Source organism: Nocardiopsis halophila DSM 44494, from assembly GCF_000341245.1.
Taxonomy (GTDB): domain Bacteria; phylum Actinomycetota; class Actinomycetes; order Streptosporangiales; family Streptosporangiaceae; genus Nocardiopsis_A; species Nocardiopsis_A halophila.
The window spans coordinates 1-19,700 of sequence record NZ_ANAD01000067.1 but is presented as its reverse complement, the minus strand read 5'-3'; the positions used below and the strand labels follow the sequence as shown (position 1 = coordinate 19,700).

Below are 19,700 nucleotides of genomic sequence, written 5' to 3'. Positions count from 1 at the left end.
CGAACTCGGGGTGGTCGGGGTCGATGCCGGTGTCGATGACGTAGGCCGAGACGCCGGCGCCGGTGGCGCCGGTGCCGTAGGAGCCNGTCGAGCGGCAGGTCCGCCTGGTCGATCCGGTCCAGGCCCCACGGCACGTCGGTGGTGGAGGCCGTGCCCACCTGCTCGACGTAGGCCACGCGGGAGTCGGCGCGGATCTCGGAGAGCTCGGAGTCGCTGAGTTCGGCGGAGTAGCCGTCGAGCACCTCGGTGAAGACGTGCTCGACGTCCTCGGCGCCGGTGGCGGCCGCCGTGGAGGCGCCGGCCTGGACGCCGTCCTCGAAGACGACGATCCACTCGCCGCCGGCGGCCGTCTCGCTGGTGTGCATCGGGGCGAGCTCTTCGGCGTGCGCGGCCGGGCCGCCCGCCAGGGCGATGGGGACGGCGAGGGCGCCGGCGGCGGCCAGGCCGAGCGGGGTCCTCAGGGGGTTCCTGCGGTGGGGGGATGGAGCCACGTTCTCCTCCTCGTGGGAGCAGTGGGGGACAGGTGGCCTGCGGCGCCTCCGGGTCCGGCGGCGCTGCCGGGACGATAGGCACGCGCTGGGAAGACGCGACAGGGCCGCCTATGCGGCGATGGGAGCGCGCACATCGTCCGGGGCGGCCCTCCGCCAGCGGGGCCGCGGACTGTCAAGCCGCCGAGGGTGGCAGGATCCGGCCAGCGCACGGGCGGGGCGGAGGGGAACCGTGCCGGGGGAGGGGGCGTCGGAGGGGGCATGGACGCACACGGGGACGCACACGACGGCGCCGCCCTCCCCCTGGGGGAGGGCGGCGCCGGAGGTGTCGGGGTGCGCGTCTCTCAGGCGGCGGTGAGGCGGTGCGCGTGGTGCCGGCCGCGCTCGAAGGGGCGGCGGGGCGACGTCGGCGACGAGGAGGGGTAGAGCATCGCCGCGGCCCCGGCGGGGTCGCTGGCGGGGTGGGTGACCGTGTCACCGAGGTAGTCGTTCCAGATGAACTTGCCGTCGCGGCACCAGACGTTGATCCCGCGCATCACCGAGATGACCGCCATCTCGCTGGTCCCGGCCCGGTACATCGGGCGGACGGCCGAGGACACCAGCTCGTCCCAGAGGGCCTTGACGGCCGACTCGGCGCAGAAGGCGTGGCGCGGTCTGTGCTTGACCCGCTTGGCCAGGGCCGCTTTGGCCTTGTTGGCCCGGGGGTTGTTCAACCGCCAGTGACTCAACGACGTCTCCCGGTTTCTCGGCTGCCGCGGTGGAGGTGCCGCTCCTTTTCGATGCGGCCACGGTGCGCGGCCCCGGAGACCGCGGGCCTTGACCCGTGATCTCCGCAAAGGTCAGCGAGGAACGACGCGTTCGTTACCTCGCAGTTATTCTTTGCGATCCGGATAGTAGCAGCATCGCACCCCTAGGGGTCGAGGCCCTGAAATGTGGTCCACGTCACATCACTGCAATCGGGGAATGCGCTCCGATTGCGGTGTCCATGCAGGTGGGGATGCCTTTATCGAACAGGTGTGCGCGTGTGGCAGGTGAGATCGGAGTCCCTGAGGGGGGCTCTGGGAAGCGCGCTGGGAGCGGTGGTATCGCCGGTCGTGCGGGGAGTGTGACTCTTGGTGGTGTGATGGGGGTCTCTCGACCGTTTCGAGGGGGACGTTTGACGCCGTCCCGTTCACCCTCCCGCTACCGCGCGGCCATCCGGACGAGCGAGGCCAGCCAGGCGGTTCCCAGAGCCGCCACGGCCACCATCCCGGCGATGTCGAGGCCCAGGATCAGCGAGGCCTGGTAGGGCAGGATCTCCGGGACGCGCCCCAGCTCCAGCGCCTGCACCTGCCAGGGCCGCCCGGTGAGCACCAGCGCCACCAGCGCCGACAGCCCGTGCACCGAGTCCCACAGGCCGTGCAGCAGGGACACCCCCAGGTAGGTCAGCAGCACCCGCACGGTGATGCGCCAGTGGCCGCCGGAGGCGGCGAAGAGCACCCCGCCCAGCACCGCCGTCCACAGCCCGTGGCCCACCGGGGTGAGCAGTCCGCGCACGATCTCGGTCTGCACCAGCGCGGCCAGGTCCAGGCCCCGCTCGGTGAGCATCGCGTTCATCGCGTAGCCGGCGCTCTCGAAGGCGGCGAAGCCGAAGCCGACCGCGGCGCCCAGCACCATGCCGTCGCGCATCGTGGCCCGCGCCGTGTGCCGGGCCACGAAGACCAGGGCCGCGGCCTTGACCCCCTCCTCGATCAGCCCCACGCCGAGGTAGACGAAGGGCGACTGGCGCAGCAGGTAGGACTCCAGCAGCGAGGCCCCCAGGACGCCGAGCACCCCGCCGACGAGGAACGCGCGGAAGAGCAGTTCGGCGGTGGCGTTCTCGCCCTGGCGGTGCTCGTAGGCCCAGGTGACGAAGGTGACCGGGACGAGGAAGCTGCCCAGCAGGATGACCGTGGGCACCAGGGTGGCGTTGGCCGTCACCAGGGTGACGGCGACCGTGGCCGCCCACAGGGCCAGGCCGGTCAGCAGCACGGCGGGCCAGGTGCGGCGCGGCCGGGACCGGGTGCCGGTGCCTGCGGGCGTGTGCATGGGCTCCCCCTGCCTCCGGAGGTCGGGACGGCGCCATCGTCCCAGCGCGGCCGCGGACCGATGCCCGAAATGCGCGTGTTCTGTGTGACTTTTACTGGATCCCTTCTTGGTCTTTTCCGGGCCGCCCCGGGCCTAGCATAGATACAACATGGATACGACCTCACCCGGCCCGTCGGCCACCGACCGGGCCTACGCCTATGCCAAGGACGCCATCCTGACCCACCGCTACGCCGGCGGGGACCTGGTCAGCGAGGGCGACATCGCCGCCGGGGTGGGCGTCTCCCGGACCCCCGTCCGGGAGGCCCTGCTGCGCCTGCAGGCCGAGGGGCTGGTGCGCCTCTACCCCAAGCGCGGCGCGCTCATCGTGCCGGTCTCCCGGGAGGAGGTCGACGACGTGGTGGAGACGCGCCGGCTGGTCGAGGCGCACACCGCCGGGCGCGCGGCCGAGTCCGGCGCCGAGGCCCGCGCGGAGCTGGCCGGGCGCCTGGAAGGGCTGCTGTCGGCGATGCGCGCCGAGGTGGACGCCGGGGAGCGGGGGGACAAGCGGGCGTTCATGTCCGCCGACCGCCGGTTCCACCGGGAGATCATCGCCGCCAGCGGCAACGGCATCCTGGTGGGCCTGTACGACTCGCTGCGCGACCGGCAGCTGAGGATGATGGAGGAGGGCACCCGGACCGCGGCACGGATGCGGCGCAGCGTCGAGGAGCACCAAGCGATCCTGGAGGCCGTCCGGGACGGCGACCCCGGGGCGGCCCGCGCGGCCGTCAGCGTCCATCTGGGGACCGCCGCGCGGCTGCTGGGGGCGCGCCGATGAGCCTGGAGCCGCTGGACCGCGAACCGGGCCCACGGACATCCGATGACCGGCCCGATCCGACCGCACCCGCCGCACCCGCCGCACCCGCCGAGCCCGTCGGCGGCGCCCGCGCCTGGCTGGTGTGGGCCGTGGGCGTCGGCGTCTACTTCCTGGCCATGTTCCACCGCAACGGGCTGGGCGTGGCCGCCCTGCAGGCCCAGGAGCGGTTCGACGTGGGCCCCGCGCTGCTGTCCCTGCTGCCCATGCTGCAGCTGCTGGTGTACGTGGTGCTGCAGGTGCCGGCCGGGATCATGGCCGACCGGGTGGGACCGCGCCGCTCGCTGCTGGCCGGGCTGGCCGCGATGGCCGCCGGGGTGGTGCTGTTCGCGGTGGCGCCGACCGTCGCCGCGGCGGTGGCCGGGCGGGTGCTCATCGGCGTCGGCGACGCGGTCACCTTCCTCAACGTCATCCGGCTGGGCGCGCTGTGGTTCCCGCGCCGCCGCTACGCCCTGGTGAGCGCGCTGACCGGGGTGGCCGGCGGGCTGGGCCAGGTCGCCAGCGTGGCGCCGCTGTCCTTCGCGCTGCACGCCCTGGGCTGGACCGGGGCCTTCCTGGCCACGGGCGGCCTGACCTGCGCCATGCTGCTGCTCGTGGCGCTGGTGGTGCGCGACCGCCCGGCCGGGGCCCCGGCCCCGGCGCAGCACGCCCCGCTCTCCGTGCTCGCCGCGGTGCGCGAGGCGCTGCGGGCGCCCGGCCCGCGGGTGGGCATGGCCCACCACGCGGCGGTGATGGCGCCCTACACGATGCTCGGGGTGCTGTGGGGCTACCCCTTCCTGGTGGAGGGGGTCGGGCTCAGCCCGTCGGCGGCGAGCACGCTGCTGACCGTCCTGGGCGTGGGCGTGCTGTGGCTGTCGCCGGTGCTGGGCGCGGTGGTCGGCCGCCGCCCGGGGGTGCGGCGCCCGTTCGCGCTGTGCCTGGCGCCGCTGCTGGGCCTGGGGTGGCTGGCCCTGGTGGCCTGGCCGGGGGGTCCGCCGGTACCGCTGGTGGTGGCCGTGGTGGCGCTGAGCGCGGCGGGCGCGGTGATGGCCCCGGCGCTGTCCTTCGACTTCGCGCGCGACGGGCTCTCGCCCGAGCGCACCGGGGTCGCCTCGGGGCTGGTCAACATGAGCGGCTTCACCACCACGGTGCTGGCCACCGTGCTGGCGGGGGCGGTGCTGCAGGCCGGGTACGGCTTCCAGGCCGCGTTCGTCCCGGTCACCGCGACCACGCTGGGCGCCTCGGCGGTGCTGGCGGTGCTGCTGCTCAGACCACGTCGGGGTCGCTGCCGACGCCGGAGCGGTCGCGGCGGGCCAGCATCAGGAAGATGGAGATGACTACGACCGCGATGCCGGCCGCCATGAGGATGTAGCCGATCGCGTTCAAGTCCAGGCCGGCCACGTCGGCGGTGATGCCGAACGTCAGCACGGCGCCGATGACCATGAGGAAGATGCCCAGGCCGATGCCCATGTCCACCCCGTCCTTTCCGCGTCCGCTCCAGGCCCCTACCCCCGGGAGCACAGGGCCAATCGGGGCGTGCGGAACGGGCGGGGCGCCCAAGCGCCCCGCCCGCGGGGTGTCCTGACCGCGCCGCAGGTGGACGCGGTGGGTGCGGCCTAGAAGGCCGATTCCGGAACGTCCATGAGGTCGAGCCCGGTGTTCTGCGCGATCGTCCGCTCGGCGGCGATCTTGGGCAGGACCTGGGTGGCGAAGAAGCGCGCGGCGGCGATCTTGCCGGTGTAGAAGTCGGCGTCGGCGGCGTCGGCGCCGTCCAGGCGCTCCAGGGCCACCTCGGCCTGGCGCAGCAGCAGCCAGCCCAGCACCACGTCGCCCACCGCCATGAGCAGGCGGGTGGCGTTCAGGCCGACCTTGTACAGCTCGCGCTGCTCCTCCGCGGAGCGCATCGCGTCGCCGACCATGACCTCGACGATCTTCTCCACGTCGGCGGCGGCCTCGGCCAGGAGCGCGCGCTCCTCCTTGAGCCGGCCGTTGCCCGCCTCGCTCTCCGCGAACCCCTTGATCTCACCGATCAGGCGCCCGAAGGCCTGGCCGTTGTTCTTGACGATCTTGCGGAAGAAGAAGTCCTGGGCCTGGATCGCGGTGGTGCCCTCGTAGAGGGTGTCGATCTTGGCGTCGCGGATGTACTGCTCGATCGGGTACTCCTGCAGGTACCCGGAGCCGCCCAGGGTCTGCAGGGACTCGGCCAGCAGCGCGTAGGACCGCTCGGAGCCCACGCCCTTGACGATGGGCAGGAGCAGGTCGTTGAGGGCGATGACGTCCTCGTGCTCCTCGCCGGCGTGCTCGGCCATCTGCACCGCGTCCTGCTGGGTGGCGGTGTAGATCACCAGCGCGCGCAGCGCCTCGGCGTAGGCCTTCTGCGTCATCAGGCTGCGGCGCACGTCGGGGTGGTGGGTGATGGTGACCCGCGGGGCGGTCTTGTCCGACATCCGGGTCAGGTCGGCGCCCTGCTTGCGCTCCTTGGCGTACTCCAGGGCGTTCAGGTAGCCGGTGGACAGCGTGGCGATCGCCTTGGTGCCGACCATCATCCGGGCGTACTCGATGATGAGGAACATCTGCCGGATGCCGTCGTGCTTGTCGCCCACCAGGTAGCCCACGGCCGGGTGCTTGGCGCCGAAGGTCAGTTCGCAGGTGGTGGAGGCCTTCAGGCCCATCTTGTGCTCGACGTTGGTGACGTAGGCGCCGTTGCGCTCGCCGGGCTCCCCGGTCTCCAGGTCGACCAGGTACTTGGGCACCAGGAACAGCGACAGGCCCTTCGTCCCGGCCTTGGCGCCCTCGGGGCGCGCCAGCACCAGGTGGAAGATGTTCTCCGTCATGTCCTGCTCGGCGGAGGTGATGAAGCGCTTGACGCCCTCGATGTGCCAGGTGCCGTCGCCCTGGTCGACGGCCTTGGTGCGGCCGGCGCCGACGTCGGAGCCGGCGTCGGGCTCGGTGAGCACCATGGTGGCGCCCCAGCCGCGCTCGATGGCCAGCTCGGCGAAGCGCTTCTGGTCGGCGTTGCCCTCCTGGTGGAGGATGCTCGCGAAGCCCGGGCCCGCCGAGTACATGTGGATGGAGGGGTTGGCGCCCAGGATCAGCTCGGCAGCGGCCCAGACCAGGGAGCGCGGCGCCCCCAGGCCGCCGAGCTCCTGGGGCAGGTCCAGGTTGTACCAGCCCGCGTCCATGTAGGCCTGGTACGACTTCTTCAGGCTCTCGGGGACGGCGACCTCGCCGGTGGCGGGGTCGAAGACCGGCGGGTTGCGGTCGGCGTCCTCGAAGGACTCGGCAACGACCCCCGTGGCCAGCCGGTTCACCTCGTCGAGGATGGTGCGGGCCGTGTCCTCGTCCAGCTCCGGGAACGGTCCGCCGCCCAGCACGTCCTGGCGCTTGAAGACCTCGAAGAGGTTGAACTGGAGGTCACGGAGGTTGCTCTTGTAGTGCGTCATTGGCGCGCTCCGCTGCTGTCTCGTGCCCGCGGTGACCGCAGACGGAGTGTCTGCGCACGCAAGCTACTACCGGTGGGTAACAAGTCAATGTTACTACCCGGTAGTAGCTCTTTGCCAAGACGCTCGCGGGTCAGACGTTCATGGAGGCCGGGCGGGCCATCGCGATCCCGTCGGCGTCCATCTCGCTCTTGATCCGCGCCCGCAGCGCGCGGCCCACGGCCCACTGCTCGTTGGGGCGGGTGCGGACGGTGACGCGCAGGGTCATCGCCCCGTTGGCGATGTCGTTCACCCCGACCACCGTCGGGTCCTCCAGCAGGGCGCCGGCGACCTCGGGGTCGGCGGAGAAGCCCGCGGCCGCCCGGCGGGCCGCCGCCTCGGCCGCGGCGGGGGAGGCCTCCGCCGACACCGGCAGGTCCACCACCGCGTTGGCCCAGCCCTGGCTCATGTTGCAGACCCGCAGGATCTCGCCGTTGCGGACGTACCACAGGCCGCCGTTGATGTCGCGGACCTTGGTGATGCGCAGGCCGACCTCCTCGATGGTGCCCACGGCCTCGCCCACGTCCACGGTGTCGCCGACCCCGTACTGGTCCTCCAGCATCATCGCCATGCCGGAGACGAAGTCCTTGACCAGGCCCTGGGCGCCGAAGCCGATCGCCAGGCCGAGCACGCCCGCGCTGGCCAGCAGCGGGCCCAGGTTGATCCCCAGCTCGCCCAGGACCATGAACAGGGCGACGCCGAACACGGTGAAGGAGGCGATGCTGCGCAGCACCGACCCGATCGTCTCGGCCCGCGCGCGCTGGCGCTCGGCCGCGGCCCCGCCGCGCAGCCGCTCCTGGGAGTCGGCGATGCGCCGGGTCATCGCGGAGATCAGCCGCCCGAGCAGCACCCGGGCGACCGCGGCGAGCACGATGATCAGGACGACGTTCAGCGCTCCGGAGAGCAGGGCGCCGGAATGGTCGGCGAACCAGGAGGTGATCGCGGCGGCCGTCGGCATGGTTCTTCCCCCAGCGGTGGGCGGTGGTCGGTCGGTGGTCGTCCGCGAGGCGCACCCGGCGCCTCGCGGTGCGCCATCGTCCCATAACGCCCATAGGCCACCGGATCTATTCGCAGATCACGACAGGGGACCTACGCCACAGGCGCCTCAGCCGACCTCCTTCCAGTCGCTCTCCACCACGATCTCGTCCTTCGTGCCGCTCTGTTCGGAGGAGGAGTCCCCGGTGTAGTCGAGTACGAGCTTGCCGACCAGGACCGCGACGGCGAGCAGGAAGACGATGAAGAAGAAGATCTTCCACCCGCTGTAGGGGCGCTCGCCGTGCACCTCGCCGGTCTGGCCGTTGACCAGCACCTGCCACGTCTTTCCGCGGAACATGTAGGAGCCGATCCACACCGGCAGCAGCATGTGCTTGTAGGTGACCTTCGCGTACTTGGTGTCGATCGACGCCACGCGCTGCTCGTCGCCGCCGATGTCCTTGACGACGTCCTTGCGGATCGCCTTGGCCATCTCCTTCTTGGCCTTCTTGAGCCCCGCCTCGGGCTCGACGTCGTAGCGGACGGTCTCGTGGCCCGCCAGGTACTCCGGCGCGTACGGCACGGCCTTCTTCAGCGGCCAGGGCTCCAGCTCCACCAGGAACTCCTCGGGCACCTTGGTGGTGGCGTGCACGAGGATGTCGTCGAAGTCGCGCTTGACCCGGCCCTCGGCCGCGTGCCAGCGGGTCTTGCGCACCTCGCGGGTCTCGACCTCGCGCTCGCCGTTGCGCAGGATGGTGCGCTCCTCGGTGACCCAGTAGTGCTCGCCGCGCTTGCCCGTGTAGTCGGAGCGGGTGCGCGCGTCGTAGGTCCAGTGCGGCAGGTAGGTGCTCTTCATCGACTCCGAGTCGGCCACCTTCTTCAGCCGCCTCGGGGCGAACCAGCGGGTGCGCACCCACTTCTGGAAGGACTCGCGCGCCTGGCCCTGGCCGAGGGCGAACAGCAGCACCGCCTCCGGCGGGATCTGCGGGTCGTTCGTCGTCTCCACGACCAGCGGGTGTGCGCAGAACTGGCAGGTGAAGGACAGGCCCTCGCCCTGGACGCGGGCGCCGCACCCGTGGCAGACCAGCTCCTGTTCGGTGAACTTCGCCCGGCGCTTCTTCTCGGCCTTGAGGTCCTTGTAGGCGTGCTCGACGATCTCCCGGTCGGGCGCCTCGATCTTCTGCTTGTGCCCGCAGTAGGGGCACTGGAGCCCCTTGGTGCCGGGCTTGTAGTGGAGCGCGGCACCGCAGCCCCCGCAGGGCAGGGCCTCCTCGAGCGCATCGGGCTCGGGCTCCTCTTCCGGCTCCGGCTCGGGGGCGGGCTCGGGCACGGGGACCGGCATGGGCGGCGGTGCCGCCTGCGGGGGCATGGGGGGAGGCATCGGCGGCGGCGCCTGGGGAGGCGGGCCGGGGGCGGCGTGCCTGCCGCGGCTCGGCGGGGGGTGGTAGGGATCGCCCGGAAGGGGCGGGGGTGTGGACATGCGGGACGTGCTCCTACGCGGTTCGGGGGATGGCGGTGCGGGTCAGGCCTGCGGCGGCAGCGGCGGCGGCGCCGCGCTGAAGAGGCCCGCCAGCTGCGGGACCTGGCCCGCGGCGGTCCACTGCGCCATGCCCTCGCTCCACACCAGCGTCTCCCGGGTGAGCGCGCCCTGGGCGGCCATGCCCTGGAGCTGCTCGGGCCCGAAGGGGCCCTGCTGCTGCCCGCCGGCGCCGACGAACCACTGCTGCGCGCCGGGCAGCGGCGGCGGAACGGCCGCGCCGCCCGGCGCCTGCTGCGGCGCCTGCTGCGGTGCGGGCTGGGGCGCGGGCTGCTGCGGCGCCGGCTGCTGCATGCTCTGCGCCATCTGCTGCGCCGCGGCCATCCCCATGCCCATGGACATCGCGTCGGAGACGCCGCCCCCGTGCTGCGAGGAGTCCTCCAGCGCGTTGGCGGCCTGGAAGCGCTGGTACTCGCCCATGTCGCCGAGGATCCCCATCTGGGTGCGCTTGTCGAGCGCCTCCTCCACCTCTTCGGGCAGCGAGACGTTCTCGATGATGAAGCGCGGGATCTCCAGGCCCATGTCGGCCAGGTCGACGCTGAGCGCGGCGGCGACCTTGTCGCCGATGTCCTCCTGACCGGCGGCCAGGTCCAGGACCGGCGTGCGGGCCGAGGCCTTGGCCAGCGCGGGGCCGAACCGGCCCACGATCATCTGGCGCAGGTGGTCCTCGATCTCCTCGGTGCGGAAGTTGGGGTCGGTGCCGACCAGCTCGGTCAGGAACCGCGCCGGGTCGACCACCCGCGCGGAGAACCCGCCGAAGGCGCGCAGCCGGACCGGGCCGAACTCGGGGTCGCGCACCATGACGGGGTTCTTGGTGCCCCACTTCATGTCGGTGAACTGCCGGGTGTTGACGAAGTACACCTCGGCCTTGAAGGGGGAGTCGAAGCCGTACTTCCACCCCTTGAGGGTGGACAGGACCGGCATGTTCTGCGTCTCGAGGGTGTAGGTCCCCGGGGGGTAGACGTCGGCGAGGCGGCCCTCGTTGATGAACACTGCGTTCTGCGACTCGCGCACGACGAGCTGGGCGCCCATCTTGATCTCGTTGTCGTGCCGCGGGAAGCGCCAGACCATGGTGTCCCGGCTGTCATCGGTCCACTCGATGATGTCGATGAGCTCGCCGCGGATGGAGTCGAACAGGCCCACGGGGGATCCTCTCTCGTCGGGTCCCCCGTGCCGCAGCGGGCACAGGGGACGCATGCACCTCTCCTTCGGACGGACGGGCGCCCCCGGCGGTTCACCCCGTGTGGGCCCCGCGGTTGGCCGGAAGCGGCCCCTAGTCGGAGGAGCCGGCCTCCAGGCGGGGCGGGAGGCCGAAGAGGGGGAACAGCGCCTGGGTGTCCAGGAAGCAGTGCAGCCCGGTGATGCGGCCGTCCTCGACGTCCAGGATCTGCAGCGCCCACGGCTCGTGGCCGCCGTCCTCGGACGGCTGGTAGTGGCCGAAGGCGGGCGCCCCGTTGGCCGAGACCGGGACCAGGCGGGAGCCGCGGCACTTGGCGCCCGGGCCGAGCATGAAGGCGGAGATGTCGTCGTGGCCGCGCAGCCAGAGGGGGAACGGGGGCATCGTCATGGCGGCGTCGTCGCGCAGCAGGGTGACCAGGGCGGCGATGTCGTACCGCTCGAAGATGTCCACGTAGCGGGTGAGCAGGTCCTTGTGCTCCTCGTCCAGCTCCGGCGCGGGGGCCGCGTCGGTGGCGGCGCCGTGCGCGGCCAGCGTGGCCCGGGCCCGCTGCAGGGCGCTGTTGACCGAGGCGACCGAGGTGTCGAGCAGGTCGGCGACCTCGGCGGCGCGCCAGCGCAGCACCTCGCGCAGGATGAGCACCGCGCGCTGGCGCGGCGGCAGGTGCTGCAGCGCGGCGACGAAGGCCAGGCGCACGGTCTCGCGGGAGACCACCGCGTCGGCCGGGTCGCCGGTGTCGGGCGGGGCGATGCGCTGGTCGGGGATGGGCATGACCCACGCCGACTCCGGCAGCGGCGCGCCCAGCGGGGTGGACGCGGTGCCGGCCGGGGCCATGTCCACCGGGCGGGCCCGGCGCTGCCGCCCCTGGAGCATGTCCAGGCACACGTTGGTGGCGATGCGGTAGAGCCAGGAGCGCAGGGCCGAGCGGCCCTCGAAGCGGTCGTGGGCGCGCCAGGCCCGCACCAGCGTCTCCTGCACCGCGTCGTCGGCCTCGAACGCCGACCCCAGCATCCGGTAGCAGTGCCCGGTGAGCTCGCCGCGGTGCGCCTCCAGCGTCTCGTCCAGCCGTTGCTCCGTCATGGGGGGCGCCCTTTCGCTCGGGGGCGTCCCATCGTACGGGGCGCCCCCGACGATCAGAGGGCGATCGCGGAGAACTCCCGGGTGCGCGCGGTCAGGGCCTGCTCCACCGGGAGCCGCTCCATGGAGGAGGCGCCGTAGAAGCCGTGCACGTTCCGGCAGCCGCGCAGGACGAAGGCGGCGTCCTCCGGCTCGGCGATCGGCCCGCCGTGGCACAGCACCGTGACGTCCTCGCGCACCTCCAGCGCGGCCTGCGACCACTCATCGATCAGCGGAACGCACTCCTCCAGGGTCAGGGCGGTCTCCGCGCCGATGGAGCCCCCGGTGGTCAGGCCCATGTGGCACACCACCACGTCCGCCCCGGCCCCGGCCATCGCCGCGGCGTCCTCGGCGGAGAAGACGTAGGGGGAGGTGAACAGGTCAAGCGCGCGGGCCCGCCGGACCATCTCCACCTCATGGGCGTAGCCCATCCCGGTCTCCTCCAGGTTGGCGCGGAACACCCCGTCGATCAGGCCGACGGTGGGGAAGTTCTGCACCCCCGAATAGCCGAGCGCGGCCAGCCGGGGCAGGAAGACGTCGAAGTCGCAGAACGGGTCGGTGCCGTTGACGCCGGCCAGGACCGGGGTGTCCCGCACGGCGGTCAGCACCTCCCGGGCCATGTCCTCGACGATCTCGTTGGCGTTGCCGTAGGCCAGCAGGCCGGCCAGCGAGCCGCGCCCCGCCATCCGGTAGCGGCCGGAGTTGTAGACCACCAGGATGTCGGCGCCGCCCGCCTCCTGGCACTTGGCCGACAGGCCGATGCCGGCGCCGCCCCCGATGATCGGGGTGCGCGCCTGCCTCTTGGCCTTGAGCCGCTGGAGGATCTCCGCTCTGGGAATCCCGGCCATGCCCTCACTCCTCCCCGTGGAGTTCGGCGAGGACCGCCACCGCGGCCTCGGCGAACGCCGGATCGTTGATGTCGGTGTCGCGCTCCTCGACGCGGACCCCGCTGCCGGCCAGGCCGGTGCGCACCGCGTCGAACAGGGCGGCGTCGGCGTCCGGGTCGTGGAAGGGGCCGTCCTGCACGGCGACCGCGGAGACGCCGCGCAGCGGCAGCAGCACCGCGGTGGGCCCCGGCCGGGCGCAGGCGCGGGCGGCCAGTCGGCTGCCCAGCTCGGCGCACTCCTCGGGGGTGGTCCGCATGAGCGTGACCGAGGGGTTGTGCACCAGCAGGCGGCGGTCGGCGAAGTGCTCGGGGACGCTCTCGCGCGGGCCGAAGTTGACCATGTCCAGGGCGCCGAGCGAGATCACGCGGGGCGTGCGGGGGCCGCCGGCGAGCCGTCCGGGGCCCGCCGACATGACGCCGCCGACCAGTTCGTCGGCGAGCTCGGTGGTGGTCAGGTCGAGCACCCCGTCCAGCGCCCCGGCGTCGGCCAGCGCCTCCAGGGCCCGCCCGCCGGTGCCGGTCATGTGGAAGACGAGCACCTCGTCGCCGCGCTCCTCCAGCAGCTCCCGGGCCCGGGTGACGGCGGGGGTGGTGACGCCGAACATGCTCGCGGCGACGGTGGCGCCCGCGGCGGGCCGCTCCACCGGCGCGCCGCGCACCATGCCGGCCACCGCGTCGCAGGCGTTGGCCAGCACCCGGGTGGACACGCTGTTGAGCCCGGCGACGTCCACCACGCTGGGCATGAGCACCAGGTCGCTCTCGCCGACGTAGGGCCGGGTGTCGCCGGAGGCGGCGGTGGAGACCACCACCTTGGGCACCCCCAGCGGCAGCGCGCGCAGGGCCCGGGCGGCGATGGAGGTGCCGCCGGTGCCGCCGACGGCGACGGCGCCGTCCAGCCGCCCCTGGGCGCGCAGGGCGAGCACGGCGGCGTGCGCCCCCTCGGCCATGGCGGCCACGGCGGCGCCCCGGTCGGCGCCCGCGTCCGGCGCGTCGGCGGCGTCCCGGGCGGCGATGTCGGCCGGCGGCCCCGCCGCGGGGGCGAAGACCCCGGTGTCGACCAGGACGGTCTCCAGCCCGGCGGCGGCGAGCCGGCCGGTGACGAAGGCGGCCTCGGCGCCCTTGGTGTCCAGGGTGGCCAGGACCGCGACGACGGGGGGACGCGCGCTCACCGGTTCACCGCCCCGGGGTGCTCGCCGGCCGGGGCCTCGCGGAAGTCGGGGGCCGCGCGCAGCGCCTCCTCGGCGCCGGCGGGGGAGTAGACGACCACCAGGCGCAGCGTGCTCCAGCCGGTGTTGAAGGTGGAGTGCAGCACGCCGCGGGGGACGTGCACCGCGTCCCCCGCGGCGACGGGGAAGGCGGGGCCGTCGCCGACGGTCTGCTCTCCGGTGCCCGACAGGACGTAGATGACCTCGTCGGACTCGGGGTGCCGGTGCCGGTCGTGGCCCATTCCGGGGTGGACGTCCACGTCGCCGACGGTCAGCTCGGTGCCGGGGGCCGTGCCGGGGGTGATGCGCCACTTGATCCGCCCCCAGTCGAAGAGCCAGGTGGGGACGGAGTCGGGGCGGTGGGGGGTGGGTTCCATGGGGTGTGCCCTACCCCGGGCCCGGGGTAGGGCAACGTGCGGGCGGTGAACATGAGAATGAGGCGCCGAAACTTATTTTCCGTGAAATGCGGACATGGGCGGGGGTCAGGGGGCTAGATTGGGCCCTGTGGACGCGGAGCGTGTCCACATGTGTACGGATAGTCGATATTGCGGTGTCCCGTGGACGGCGGGAGCCGCGAGACGAGGGACCACATGATGAAGAAGATGTTCGCCGCCGGTGCCGTCGCCGCCGCCTCCGCGGGCGTGCTCCTGGGCGGGGCCCCCGCCTTCGCCCACGACGGCCCGATCACCTCGGGCAACGGCTCGATCCTCGGGGGCAACCAGGTCGTGGCCGACGCGAACGTCCCGGTGAACGTGTGCGGCAACGGCATCGGGATCCTGGGCATCGGCAACGGCGCCTGCGTCGACTCCGGCGCCTGGGTCAAGGACCACTAAGCGGTCCCCGGCCCCAGGGGGGGGCGGCGCCGGACTCAGCGGTCGGCGCCGTCCCCTTCTCCGTGTCACAGGTAGGAGCGGGTCCGCCCGTCGACCCGGCCGCGGAACGCCCACCAGCCGGCGGCCTGGTAGGCGGCCATCAGCGGGACCGCGACGGCGGCGGCCCAGGACAGCGCCTCCAGGGAGGCGGCGTCGGCGGCCGCCTGGGACAGGGTCAGGCCGCCCCCGTCCGCGGAGGCCAGGACATAGGGGTGGTGCGCCGCCCAGGGCAGGACCGCGAACAGGGCCATCGCGGCCGAGGTGCAGGCGAAGGCGGCGCCGGTGCGCCCCGCGCGCGCCGCGGCCCGGGCGCCCAGGAGCGCGGCGGCCTGCAGTGCGGCGGTTCCGGCCGCGGCGGCCGGGTGGGCCACCGCAGGCGTGGCGAGGGCGGCGGCGNGGCGGCGGCCGCCGGGAGGCGCCCGGCCAGGGCGCGGGCCCGGGAGGCCGTCGGCCCGAGGGTGCGCAGTGCGGCGAAGGATGCGCCGTGCGCCGCGAACAGCGGCGGGGCGGCGGCGGTGCACAGCAGGGCCGCAGGGGAGAGCAGGGCGGGCACGGCCGAGACCGCGTGGCCGGAGGTGAACTCCACGCCGTTGAGCAGGACGCCGACCACCGTCCCCCACAGCACGGCGGGGACCGCGCCGCCGGCGGTGATCAGGGCGTCCCACCCGCGCACGCCCCGGGCCGTGCGCGCCCGGCCGCGCAGCTGCACCGCGGCCTTCCCGGCGACGAGCGCCGCCAGCAGAGGCACGAGCACCGGGTACAGCCCGGACAGCAGTGCGCCCTCCAGGAGGGGGAAGGCGCCGAGGAGGACGGCCGCGAAGGCGACGAGCCAGACCTCGTTGCCGAAGAAGAAGGGGCCCAGCGCCGCCATCGTGGCCCGGCGGTCCGCCCCGTCGCGGGCGATGAAGGGGCGCAGCAGCTGCGTCCCGTAGTCCAGTCCGCCCAGGACCAGGTACCCGGCCAGCAGGGCGACCAGCAGGACCAGCCAGGCGTTCTCCAGGGGCGTGCTCTCCGCGGTCATGGCGTCCTCACGGTGTGCGGGGCGGGGTCGGGGTCGGGTTCGGGTTCGGGGGCGCCCAGGCGCACACCGTCTGGGCCCCGGTGGGCCAGGCGCGCGATGATCACCCAGTCGGCGGCCGCCAGCGCGCCAAGCACCCCGGTGAACAGGACCAGGGACGCGGCGACCGCGGCGGCCGGGACGGGCGAGGCGGCGTCGGTGACCGCCAGCTCCCCGTAGACCAGCCACGGCTGGCGGCCGGCCTCGCGGAAGAGCCACCCGCACACCGAGGCGATGAACGGCAGCGGGACCAGGGCCACCACCGCCCAGGCGAGCGGGCGGGTGCGCACCAGCAGGTCGCGGGGGAGCAGCACCAGCGCGATCAGCGGGGCGAAGAAGAGCACCCAGCCCAGGGCGACCATGGTCTCCGCGGGCACCGCGATCCACGCCGGGGGCGCGTGCGCGGCGCCCTCCGCCCCGCCCTCCAGGACGGCGGTCTTCAACGGCTGCTGTTCGGCGATGCCCCGGAACTGGACGTCGCCGACCGCGTAGAGCGGGTAGCAGGCCAGGGCCGCGACGCCCACCCCGAGCCGCAGCGGCGCGCGGAAGAAGGCGGTGTGCGGGGTCCGGCGGGCGAAGTGGTAGGCGGCCACCCCCGCCATGGCCAGGCCGCCGGTGACCAGCGCGGCCGCGGTGACGTGGCCCAGCGCCACCAGGGCGTTCGGGTTGGCCATCACCGCGCCGAGGTCGGCGAGGTAGGCGGTGCCGCCGCGCACCTCGTGGCCGACCGGGTGCTGCATGAAGCCGTTGGCGACCAGGATGAAGTAGGCCGAGGCGTAGGCGGTCAGCGCCACCAGCCAGATCAGCGCGGCGTGCAGGCGCGGGCCCAGCCGCCCCCAGCCGAAGATCCACAGCCCCAGGAACGTCGACTCGGCGAAGAACGCGACCATCCCCTCCAGGGCGACCGGCGCGCCGACGATGTTCCCGGCGTATTCTCCGAGCCCGCTCCAATTCAGCCCGAGCTGGAACTCCATGACGAGTCCGCTGACGATTCCCAGGGCGTAGTTCACCACGTACAACTGGCCCCAGAACCGGGCCTGGAGTTCGCGGCGGGCGCGCCTTTCCGGGTCGGAGGCGGCCGCGGACGCCGTGTGCAGGACGGCGACCAGGGGAGCCAGGCCCAGGGTGAGCAGGACGAACAGCCAGTGAATTCCGGTGGTCAGTGCGAATTGCAGGCGCGACAGATCGATCGCGTCCACGGCGCCCCCTTTCCCGTGCGAAGAACGGAGCCGGCCGGACGGTGACGACCTTAAAGCGGGGGGTCCTAGGATCTCCAAGACCGATTCCGTCATATGCACATGCGCGCGGGCGCATGAGGAGGGTGGCCCGGTGGACCTGCAGGCGCTGCGGTACTTCCAGACGGTGGCGCGCCACCAGCACATCAGCCGCGCGGCCGAGGAACTGATGGTGGCCCAGCCGTCGCTGAGCCGGGCCGTCGCGCGTCTGGAGGCCGACCTGGGGACGGTGCTCTTCGACCGGCAGGGGCGGCGGATCCGGCTGAACGCCCAGGGCGAGGCGTTCCTGCGCCGGGTCGAGCGGGTGCTGGGGGAGCTGGACGACGCCCGCCGGGAGCTGGCCGGCGTCCCGGGGGAGGCCGCTGGGACGGTGTCGGTGGCCGCCGAGACCATGCTCACCCTGACCGGGGTGCTGGCGGGGTTCCGGCGGGCCGAGCCCGGGGTCGGGTTCCACCTGCACCAGGCGCACGCCGAGGCGATGCCGCGCCTGCTGCGCGACCGCCGGGTGGACTTCTGCGCGGCCTCCCAGCCGCTGGCCGGGGGCGACCTGTGCGGTCGGGAGCTGCTGCGCGAAGAGGTCCTCCTCGCCGTCCCGCAGGACCACGCCTGGGCGGCGCGGCGGAGCGTGCGGATCGAGGAGCTCGCGCGCGAACCGTTCGTGGTGCCGCGCCCCGGCTACTGGCAGCGCGCGTTGGCCGACCGCCTCTTCGAGCGCGCGGGGGTGCTGCCGACCATCGTCTACGAGGGCGACGAGCCCGGGGCCATGCAGGACCTGATCGGCGCCGGGCTCGGGGTGGGGCTCATCCCGGCCGTGGCGCGCGAGGCGGGCACCCGCGCCGCGGTGGCCTGGCTGCGGGTGGAGGCCGAGGACTGCGAGCGGGTGCTCACCCTGGTGTGGCACCGCGACGCCCACCTGTCCCCGGCGGCCCGGCGGTTCCGCGACTTCGCCGCGGGCCACTTCCGCGCCCCCTCCGCGGGCGGCCGGAAAACCGGTTGTCCTTCCCCTGCGGAGTGAGGTTAACCTTACTCCGCCGTGCCGACCGGGGAGGGACATGTCCGATACGCCGCTGCGGCGTGCCGTGCGCAGGAACCGGGGCGCGATCGCGCGGTCCGTGCTGGGGCAGTCGCTCTACCAGGTGTGCGAGACGCTGGTTCCGGTCGCCATCGGGGTGGTCATCGACCGCGCCGTGGCCGCCGGGGACCCGGCCGCGCTCGCGGTGTCCCTGGCCGGGCTGGCCGCGCTGTTCACCGTGCTCACGCTCTCCTGGCGGTACGGGGCGCGCGCCGTCGTGCGGGCCGGGGAGCACGAGGCGCACCGGCTGCGGGTCGAGGTGGCCGGGCACGCCCTGGACCCCCGGTCCCCGGACACCGGGATGGGCGCGGGCGAGCTGCTGACCGTGGCCACCACCGACGCCGACCGCACCGCCCAGGTGCTGCACCCGCTCACCGGCGGCGCGGGGTCGCTGGTCGGGCTGGCGGTGGCCGCCGCCGTGCTGCTGGGCATCGACCCGCTGCTGGGCGGCGGGGTGCTGGTGGGGGTGCCGGTGCTGGTGGCGATCGTGCAGGGGATCGGCCCGGTGCTGACCCGGCGCACCGCCGACCAGCAGGAGGCGCTGGCCCGCGCCGGCGGGCTCGCCGCCGACCTGGTGCGCGGACTGCCCGCGCTGCGCGGCATCGGGGCCGAGGAGCACGCCGCCGGGCGCTACGCCTCCTCCAGCGCCGCGGCGCTGCGCGGCGCGCTGCGCGCCGCCGTGCCGCTGGGCCTGTACCAGGGCGCCACCGGGCTGGCCGGCGGGCTGCTGCTGGCCGCGGTCGCCGCGGCGGCGGGCACGGCCGCCGGGCAGGGCCGGATCAGCATCGGCGAGCTGGTCACCGTGGTCGGGCTGGCCCAGTTCCTGACCGAGCCGGTGCGCGAGATCGGCTACGCCACGATGCACCTGGCCCGCTCCAAGGCCTCCTCCGACCGCCTGGAGCGGGTGCTGCGCGCCCCCTTCCGGCTGGCCGCGGGCGAGCCCGGGGCGGACGGGCGGACCGGCGCCCCCGGGGCGGCCCCCGTCGAGCTCAAGGGGGTGGGCGGCGCCCTGGGCGGGCTGGACCTGCGGGTGGCGCCCGGGGAGTTCCTCGGGGTGGTCTGCTACGACCCCGCCGACGCCCGCGCCCTGGTCGACGTCCTGGCCGCCCGGTCGCCCGCCGCCGAGCACGGCGGCGCCTACCTGGTGGACGGGGTCCCGGCCGAGGCCCTGGGGCCCGAGCGGGTGCGGGAGCGGGTGCTGGTCGAGCCGCACGACGCCGACCTGTTCGAGGGCACCCTGGCCGAGAACGTGCTGACCGGCGCCGCGCCCGGCGCCGACCCCTGGCCGGCGCTGCGCGCGGCCGCCGCCGACGAGGTGGTGCGCACTGTGCCGGGCGGCCTGCAGGCCCCGCTGACCGACCGCGGCACCACCCTGTCCGGCGGCCAGCGCCAGCGCCTGGGGCTGGCCCGGGCCCTGGCGGCCGACCCCCCGGTGCTGGTGCTGCACGACCCCACCACCGCGGTGGACGCGGTGACCGAGGAGGCGATCGCGGCCGGGCTGCGCCGGCTGCGGCACGGCGCCTGCACGGTGGCGGTCTGCTCCAGCCCCGCGCTGCTCGCCCGGGCCGACCGGGTGGTGGCCGTGGCCGGCGGCCGCGCCGCGGCCGAGGGCACCCACGCCGGACTGGCGGCCGACGACCCCGACTACGCCGAGGCGGTACTGCGATGACCTACCGGACCCTGCCGGTGGCCTCCGGCCGCCGGACCC

19 protein-coding genes and 1 pseudogene are annotated in these 19,700 nt (G+C 74.1%); 5 read left to right on the top strand and 15 right to left on the bottom strand.

The genetic code is table 11. The annotated features are described in order from the left end of the window. The 3 genes from D450_RS29770 to D450_RS0108680 form a co-directional block, all read right to left on the bottom strand. Positions 1-365 (bottom strand): protease inhibitor I9 family protein (locus D450_RS29770; RefSeq protein ID WP_449289457.1); only part of this gene is annotated, 365 nt, incomplete at its 3' end. Between the two features lie 467 nt (positions 366-832). Continuing rightward, positions 833-1,216 carry a hypothetical protein gene (locus D450_RS0108685; protein ID WP_026124638.1) on the bottom strand — a complete coding sequence of 128 codons (384 nt, stop codon included), beginning with the start codon at positions 1,214-1,216 and terminating at the stop codon, positions 833-835. 454 nt (positions 1,217-1,670) lie between these two features. Further along, positions 1,671-2,555, bottom strand: a complete 885-nt coding sequence (locus D450_RS0108680) for a PrsW family intramembrane metalloprotease (RefSeq protein ID WP_017538275.1) — start codon at positions 2,553-2,555, stop codon at positions 1,671-1,673. A gap of 148 nt (positions 2,556-2,703) precedes the next feature. Here D450_RS0108680 and D450_RS0108675 point away from each other — a divergent pair, with 148 nt between their 5' ends. Both D450_RS0108675 and D450_RS0108670 read left to right on the top strand, forming a co-directional pair. Continuing rightward, positions 2,704-3,369, top strand: coding sequence for a GntR family transcriptional regulator (locus D450_RS0108675; RefSeq protein WP_017538274.1), 666 nt, complete (start codon positions 2,704-2,706; stop codon positions 3,367-3,369). Next, positions 3,366-4,721, top strand: coding sequence for an MFS transporter (locus D450_RS0108670; RefSeq protein WP_017538273.1), 1,356 nt, complete (start codon positions 3,366-3,368; stop codon positions 4,719-4,721). Before D450_RS0108675 ends, D450_RS0108670 begins: the two co-directional genes overlap by 4 nt. On the opposite strand, the gene D450_RS0108665 is transcribed toward D450_RS0108670, so the two are convergent. The 9 genes from D450_RS0108665 to D450_RS0108625 all read right to left on the bottom strand — a co-directional run bounded on the left by D450_RS0108665 (position 4,651) and on the right by D450_RS0108625 (position 14,133). After that, positions 4,651-4,854, bottom strand: a complete 204-nt coding sequence (locus D450_RS0108665; RefSeq protein ID WP_017538272.1) for a DUF6458 family protein — start codon at positions 4,852-4,854, stop codon at positions 4,651-4,653. The genes D450_RS0108670 and D450_RS0108665 overlap by 71 nt on opposite strands. A gap of 146 nt (positions 4,855-5,000) precedes the next feature. Further along, the gene (locus tag D450_RS0108660) at positions 5,001-6,827 is read right to left on the bottom strand and encodes an acyl-CoA dehydrogenase (protein WP_017538271.1); all 1,827 of its coding nucleotides are present in this window, start codon (positions 6,825-6,827) and stop codon (positions 5,001-5,003) included. A gap of 130 nt (positions 6,828-6,957) precedes the next feature. Then, on the bottom strand, positions 6,958-7,821 hold the full coding sequence (locus D450_RS0108655; RefSeq protein ID WP_017538270.1) for a mechanosensitive ion channel family protein: 864 nt from the start codon (positions 7,819-7,821) through the stop codon (positions 6,958-6,960). Positions 7,822-7,968: 147 nt separating this feature from the next. After that, positions 7,969-9,204, bottom strand: coding sequence for a hypothetical protein (locus tag D450_RS0108650; protein ID WP_017538269.1), 1,236 nt, complete (start codon positions 9,202-9,204; stop codon positions 7,969-7,971). Positions 9,205-9,357: 153 nt separating this feature from the next. Then, entirely contained in the window at positions 9,358-10,515 is a 1,158-nt protein-coding gene (locus D450_RS0108645) for an SPFH domain-containing protein (RefSeq protein WP_017538268.1), read from the bottom strand. Positions 10,516-10,645: 130 nt separating this feature from the next. Then, the gene (locus D450_RS0108640) at positions 10,646-11,629 is read right to left on the bottom strand and encodes a sigma-70 family RNA polymerase sigma factor (protein ID WP_017538267.1); all 984 of its coding nucleotides are present in this window, start codon (positions 11,627-11,629) and stop codon (positions 10,646-10,648) included. Positions 11,630-11,682: 53 nt separating this feature from the next. Then, the gene (locus D450_RS0108635) at positions 11,683-12,513 is read right to left on the bottom strand and encodes a phosphoenolpyruvate hydrolase family protein (RefSeq protein WP_017538266.1); all 831 of its coding nucleotides are present in this window, start codon (positions 12,511-12,513) and stop codon (positions 11,683-11,685) included. Between the two features lie 4 nt (positions 12,514-12,517). Further along, on the bottom strand, positions 12,518-13,720 hold the full coding sequence (locus D450_RS0108630; RefSeq protein WP_017538265.1) for a Tm-1-like ATP-binding domain-containing protein: 1,203 nt from the start codon (positions 13,718-13,720) through the stop codon (positions 12,518-12,520). Next, positions 13,717-14,133, bottom strand: coding sequence for a cupin domain-containing protein (locus D450_RS0108625; RefSeq protein ID WP_017538264.1), 417 nt, complete (start codon positions 14,131-14,133; stop codon positions 13,717-13,719). The genes D450_RS0108630 and D450_RS0108625 overlap by 4 nt, the downstream gene beginning before the upstream one ends. A 213-nt stretch (positions 14,134-14,346) precedes the next feature. On the opposite strand from D450_RS0108625, the gene D450_RS0108620 reads away from it, so the two are divergent. Then, positions 14,347-14,589 carry a chaplin family protein gene (locus tag D450_RS0108620; protein ID WP_017538263.1) on the top strand — a complete coding sequence of 81 codons (243 nt, stop codon included), beginning with the start codon at positions 14,347-14,349 and terminating at the stop codon, positions 14,587-14,589. A 65-nt stretch (positions 14,590-14,654) separates the two neighbouring features. Here the strand turns inward: D450_RS0108620 and D450_RS35165 are convergent, their stop codons facing one another. From D450_RS35165 to D450_RS0108610, 3 genes and pseudogenes are all read right to left on the bottom strand, one after another. Beyond that, positions 14,655-14,999 carry a cytochrome d ubiquinol oxidase subunit II gene (locus D450_RS35165; RefSeq protein WP_275041887.1) on the bottom strand — a complete coding sequence of 115 codons (345 nt, stop codon included), beginning with the start codon at positions 14,997-14,999 and terminating at the stop codon, positions 14,655-14,657. 98 nt (positions 15,000-15,097) lie between these two features. Further along, positions 15,098-15,649 (bottom strand): annotated as a pseudogene (locus D450_RS35160) (cytochrome d ubiquinol oxidase subunit II); the annotation flags it as partial. After that, entirely contained in the window at positions 15,646-16,884 is a 1,239-nt protein-coding gene (locus tag D450_RS0108610; RefSeq protein WP_017538261.1) for a cytochrome ubiquinol oxidase subunit I, read from the bottom strand. The pseudogene D450_RS35160 and the gene D450_RS0108610, both read right to left, overlap by 4 nt. 130 nt (positions 16,885-17,014) lie before the next feature. On the opposite strand from D450_RS0108610, the gene D450_RS0108605 reads away from it, so the two are divergent. After that, on the top strand, positions 17,015-17,935 hold the full coding sequence (locus D450_RS0108605) for a LysR family transcriptional regulator (RefSeq protein ID WP_017538260.1): 921 nt from the start codon (positions 17,015-17,017) through the stop codon (positions 17,933-17,935). Positions 17,936-17,972: 37 nt separating this feature from the next. Beyond that, positions 17,973-19,661, top strand: coding sequence for an ABC transporter transmembrane domain-containing protein (locus tag D450_RS0108600; protein WP_017538259.1), 1,689 nt, complete (start codon positions 17,973-17,975; stop codon positions 19,659-19,661). Positions 19,662-19,700: the final 39 nt, after the last annotated feature.

What these genes read in the sequence shown, in the direction of transcription:
- D450_RS0108680 (WP_017538275.1), bottom strand. Translation starts at nt 2,555, where the DNA reads ATGCACACGCCCGCAGGCACCGGCACCCGGTCCCGGCCGCGCCGCACC.
- D450_RS0108675 (WP_017538274.1), top strand. Translation starts at nt 2,704, where the DNA reads ATGGATACGACCTCACCCGGCCCGTCGGCCACCGACCGGGCCTACGCC.
- D450_RS0108670 (WP_017538273.1), top strand. Translation starts at nt 3,366, where the DNA reads ATGAGCCTGGAGCCGCTGGACCGCGAACCGGGCCCACGGACATCCGAT.
- D450_RS0108665 (WP_017538272.1), bottom strand. Translation starts at nt 4,854, where the DNA reads ATGGGCATCGGCCTGGGCATCTTCCTCATGGTCATCGGCGCCGTGCTG.
- D450_RS0108660 (WP_017538271.1), bottom strand. Translation starts at nt 6,827, where the DNA reads ATGACGCACTACAAGAGCAACCTCCGTGACCTCCAGTTCAACCTCTTC.
- D450_RS0108655 (WP_017538270.1), bottom strand. Translation starts at nt 7,821, where the DNA reads ATGCCGACGGCCGCCGCGATCACCTCCTGGTTCGCCGACCATTCCGGC.
- D450_RS0108650 (WP_017538269.1), bottom strand. Translation starts at nt 9,204, where the DNA reads ATGCCCCCGCAGGCGGCACCGCCGCCCATGCCGGTCCCCGTGCCCGAG.
- D450_RS0108640 (WP_017538267.1), bottom strand. Translation starts at nt 11,629, where the DNA reads ATGACGGAGCAACGGCTGGACGAGACGCTGGAGGCGCACCGCGGCGAG.
- D450_RS0108635 (WP_017538266.1), bottom strand. Translation starts at nt 12,513, where the DNA reads ATGGCCGGGATTCCCAGAGCGGAGATCCTCCAGCGGCTCAAGGCCAAG.
- D450_RS0108625 (WP_017538264.1), bottom strand. Translation starts at nt 14,133, where the DNA reads ATGGAACCCACCCCCCACCGCCCCGACTCCGTCCCCACCTGGCTCTTC.
- D450_RS0108620 (WP_017538263.1), top strand. Translation starts at nt 14,347, where the DNA reads ATGATGAAGAAGATGTTCGCCGCCGGTGCCGTCGCCGCCGCCTCCGCG.
- D450_RS0108600 (WP_017538259.1), top strand. Translation starts at nt 17,973, where the DNA reads ATGTCCGATACGCCGCTGCGGCGTGCCGTGCGCAGGAACCGGGGCGCG.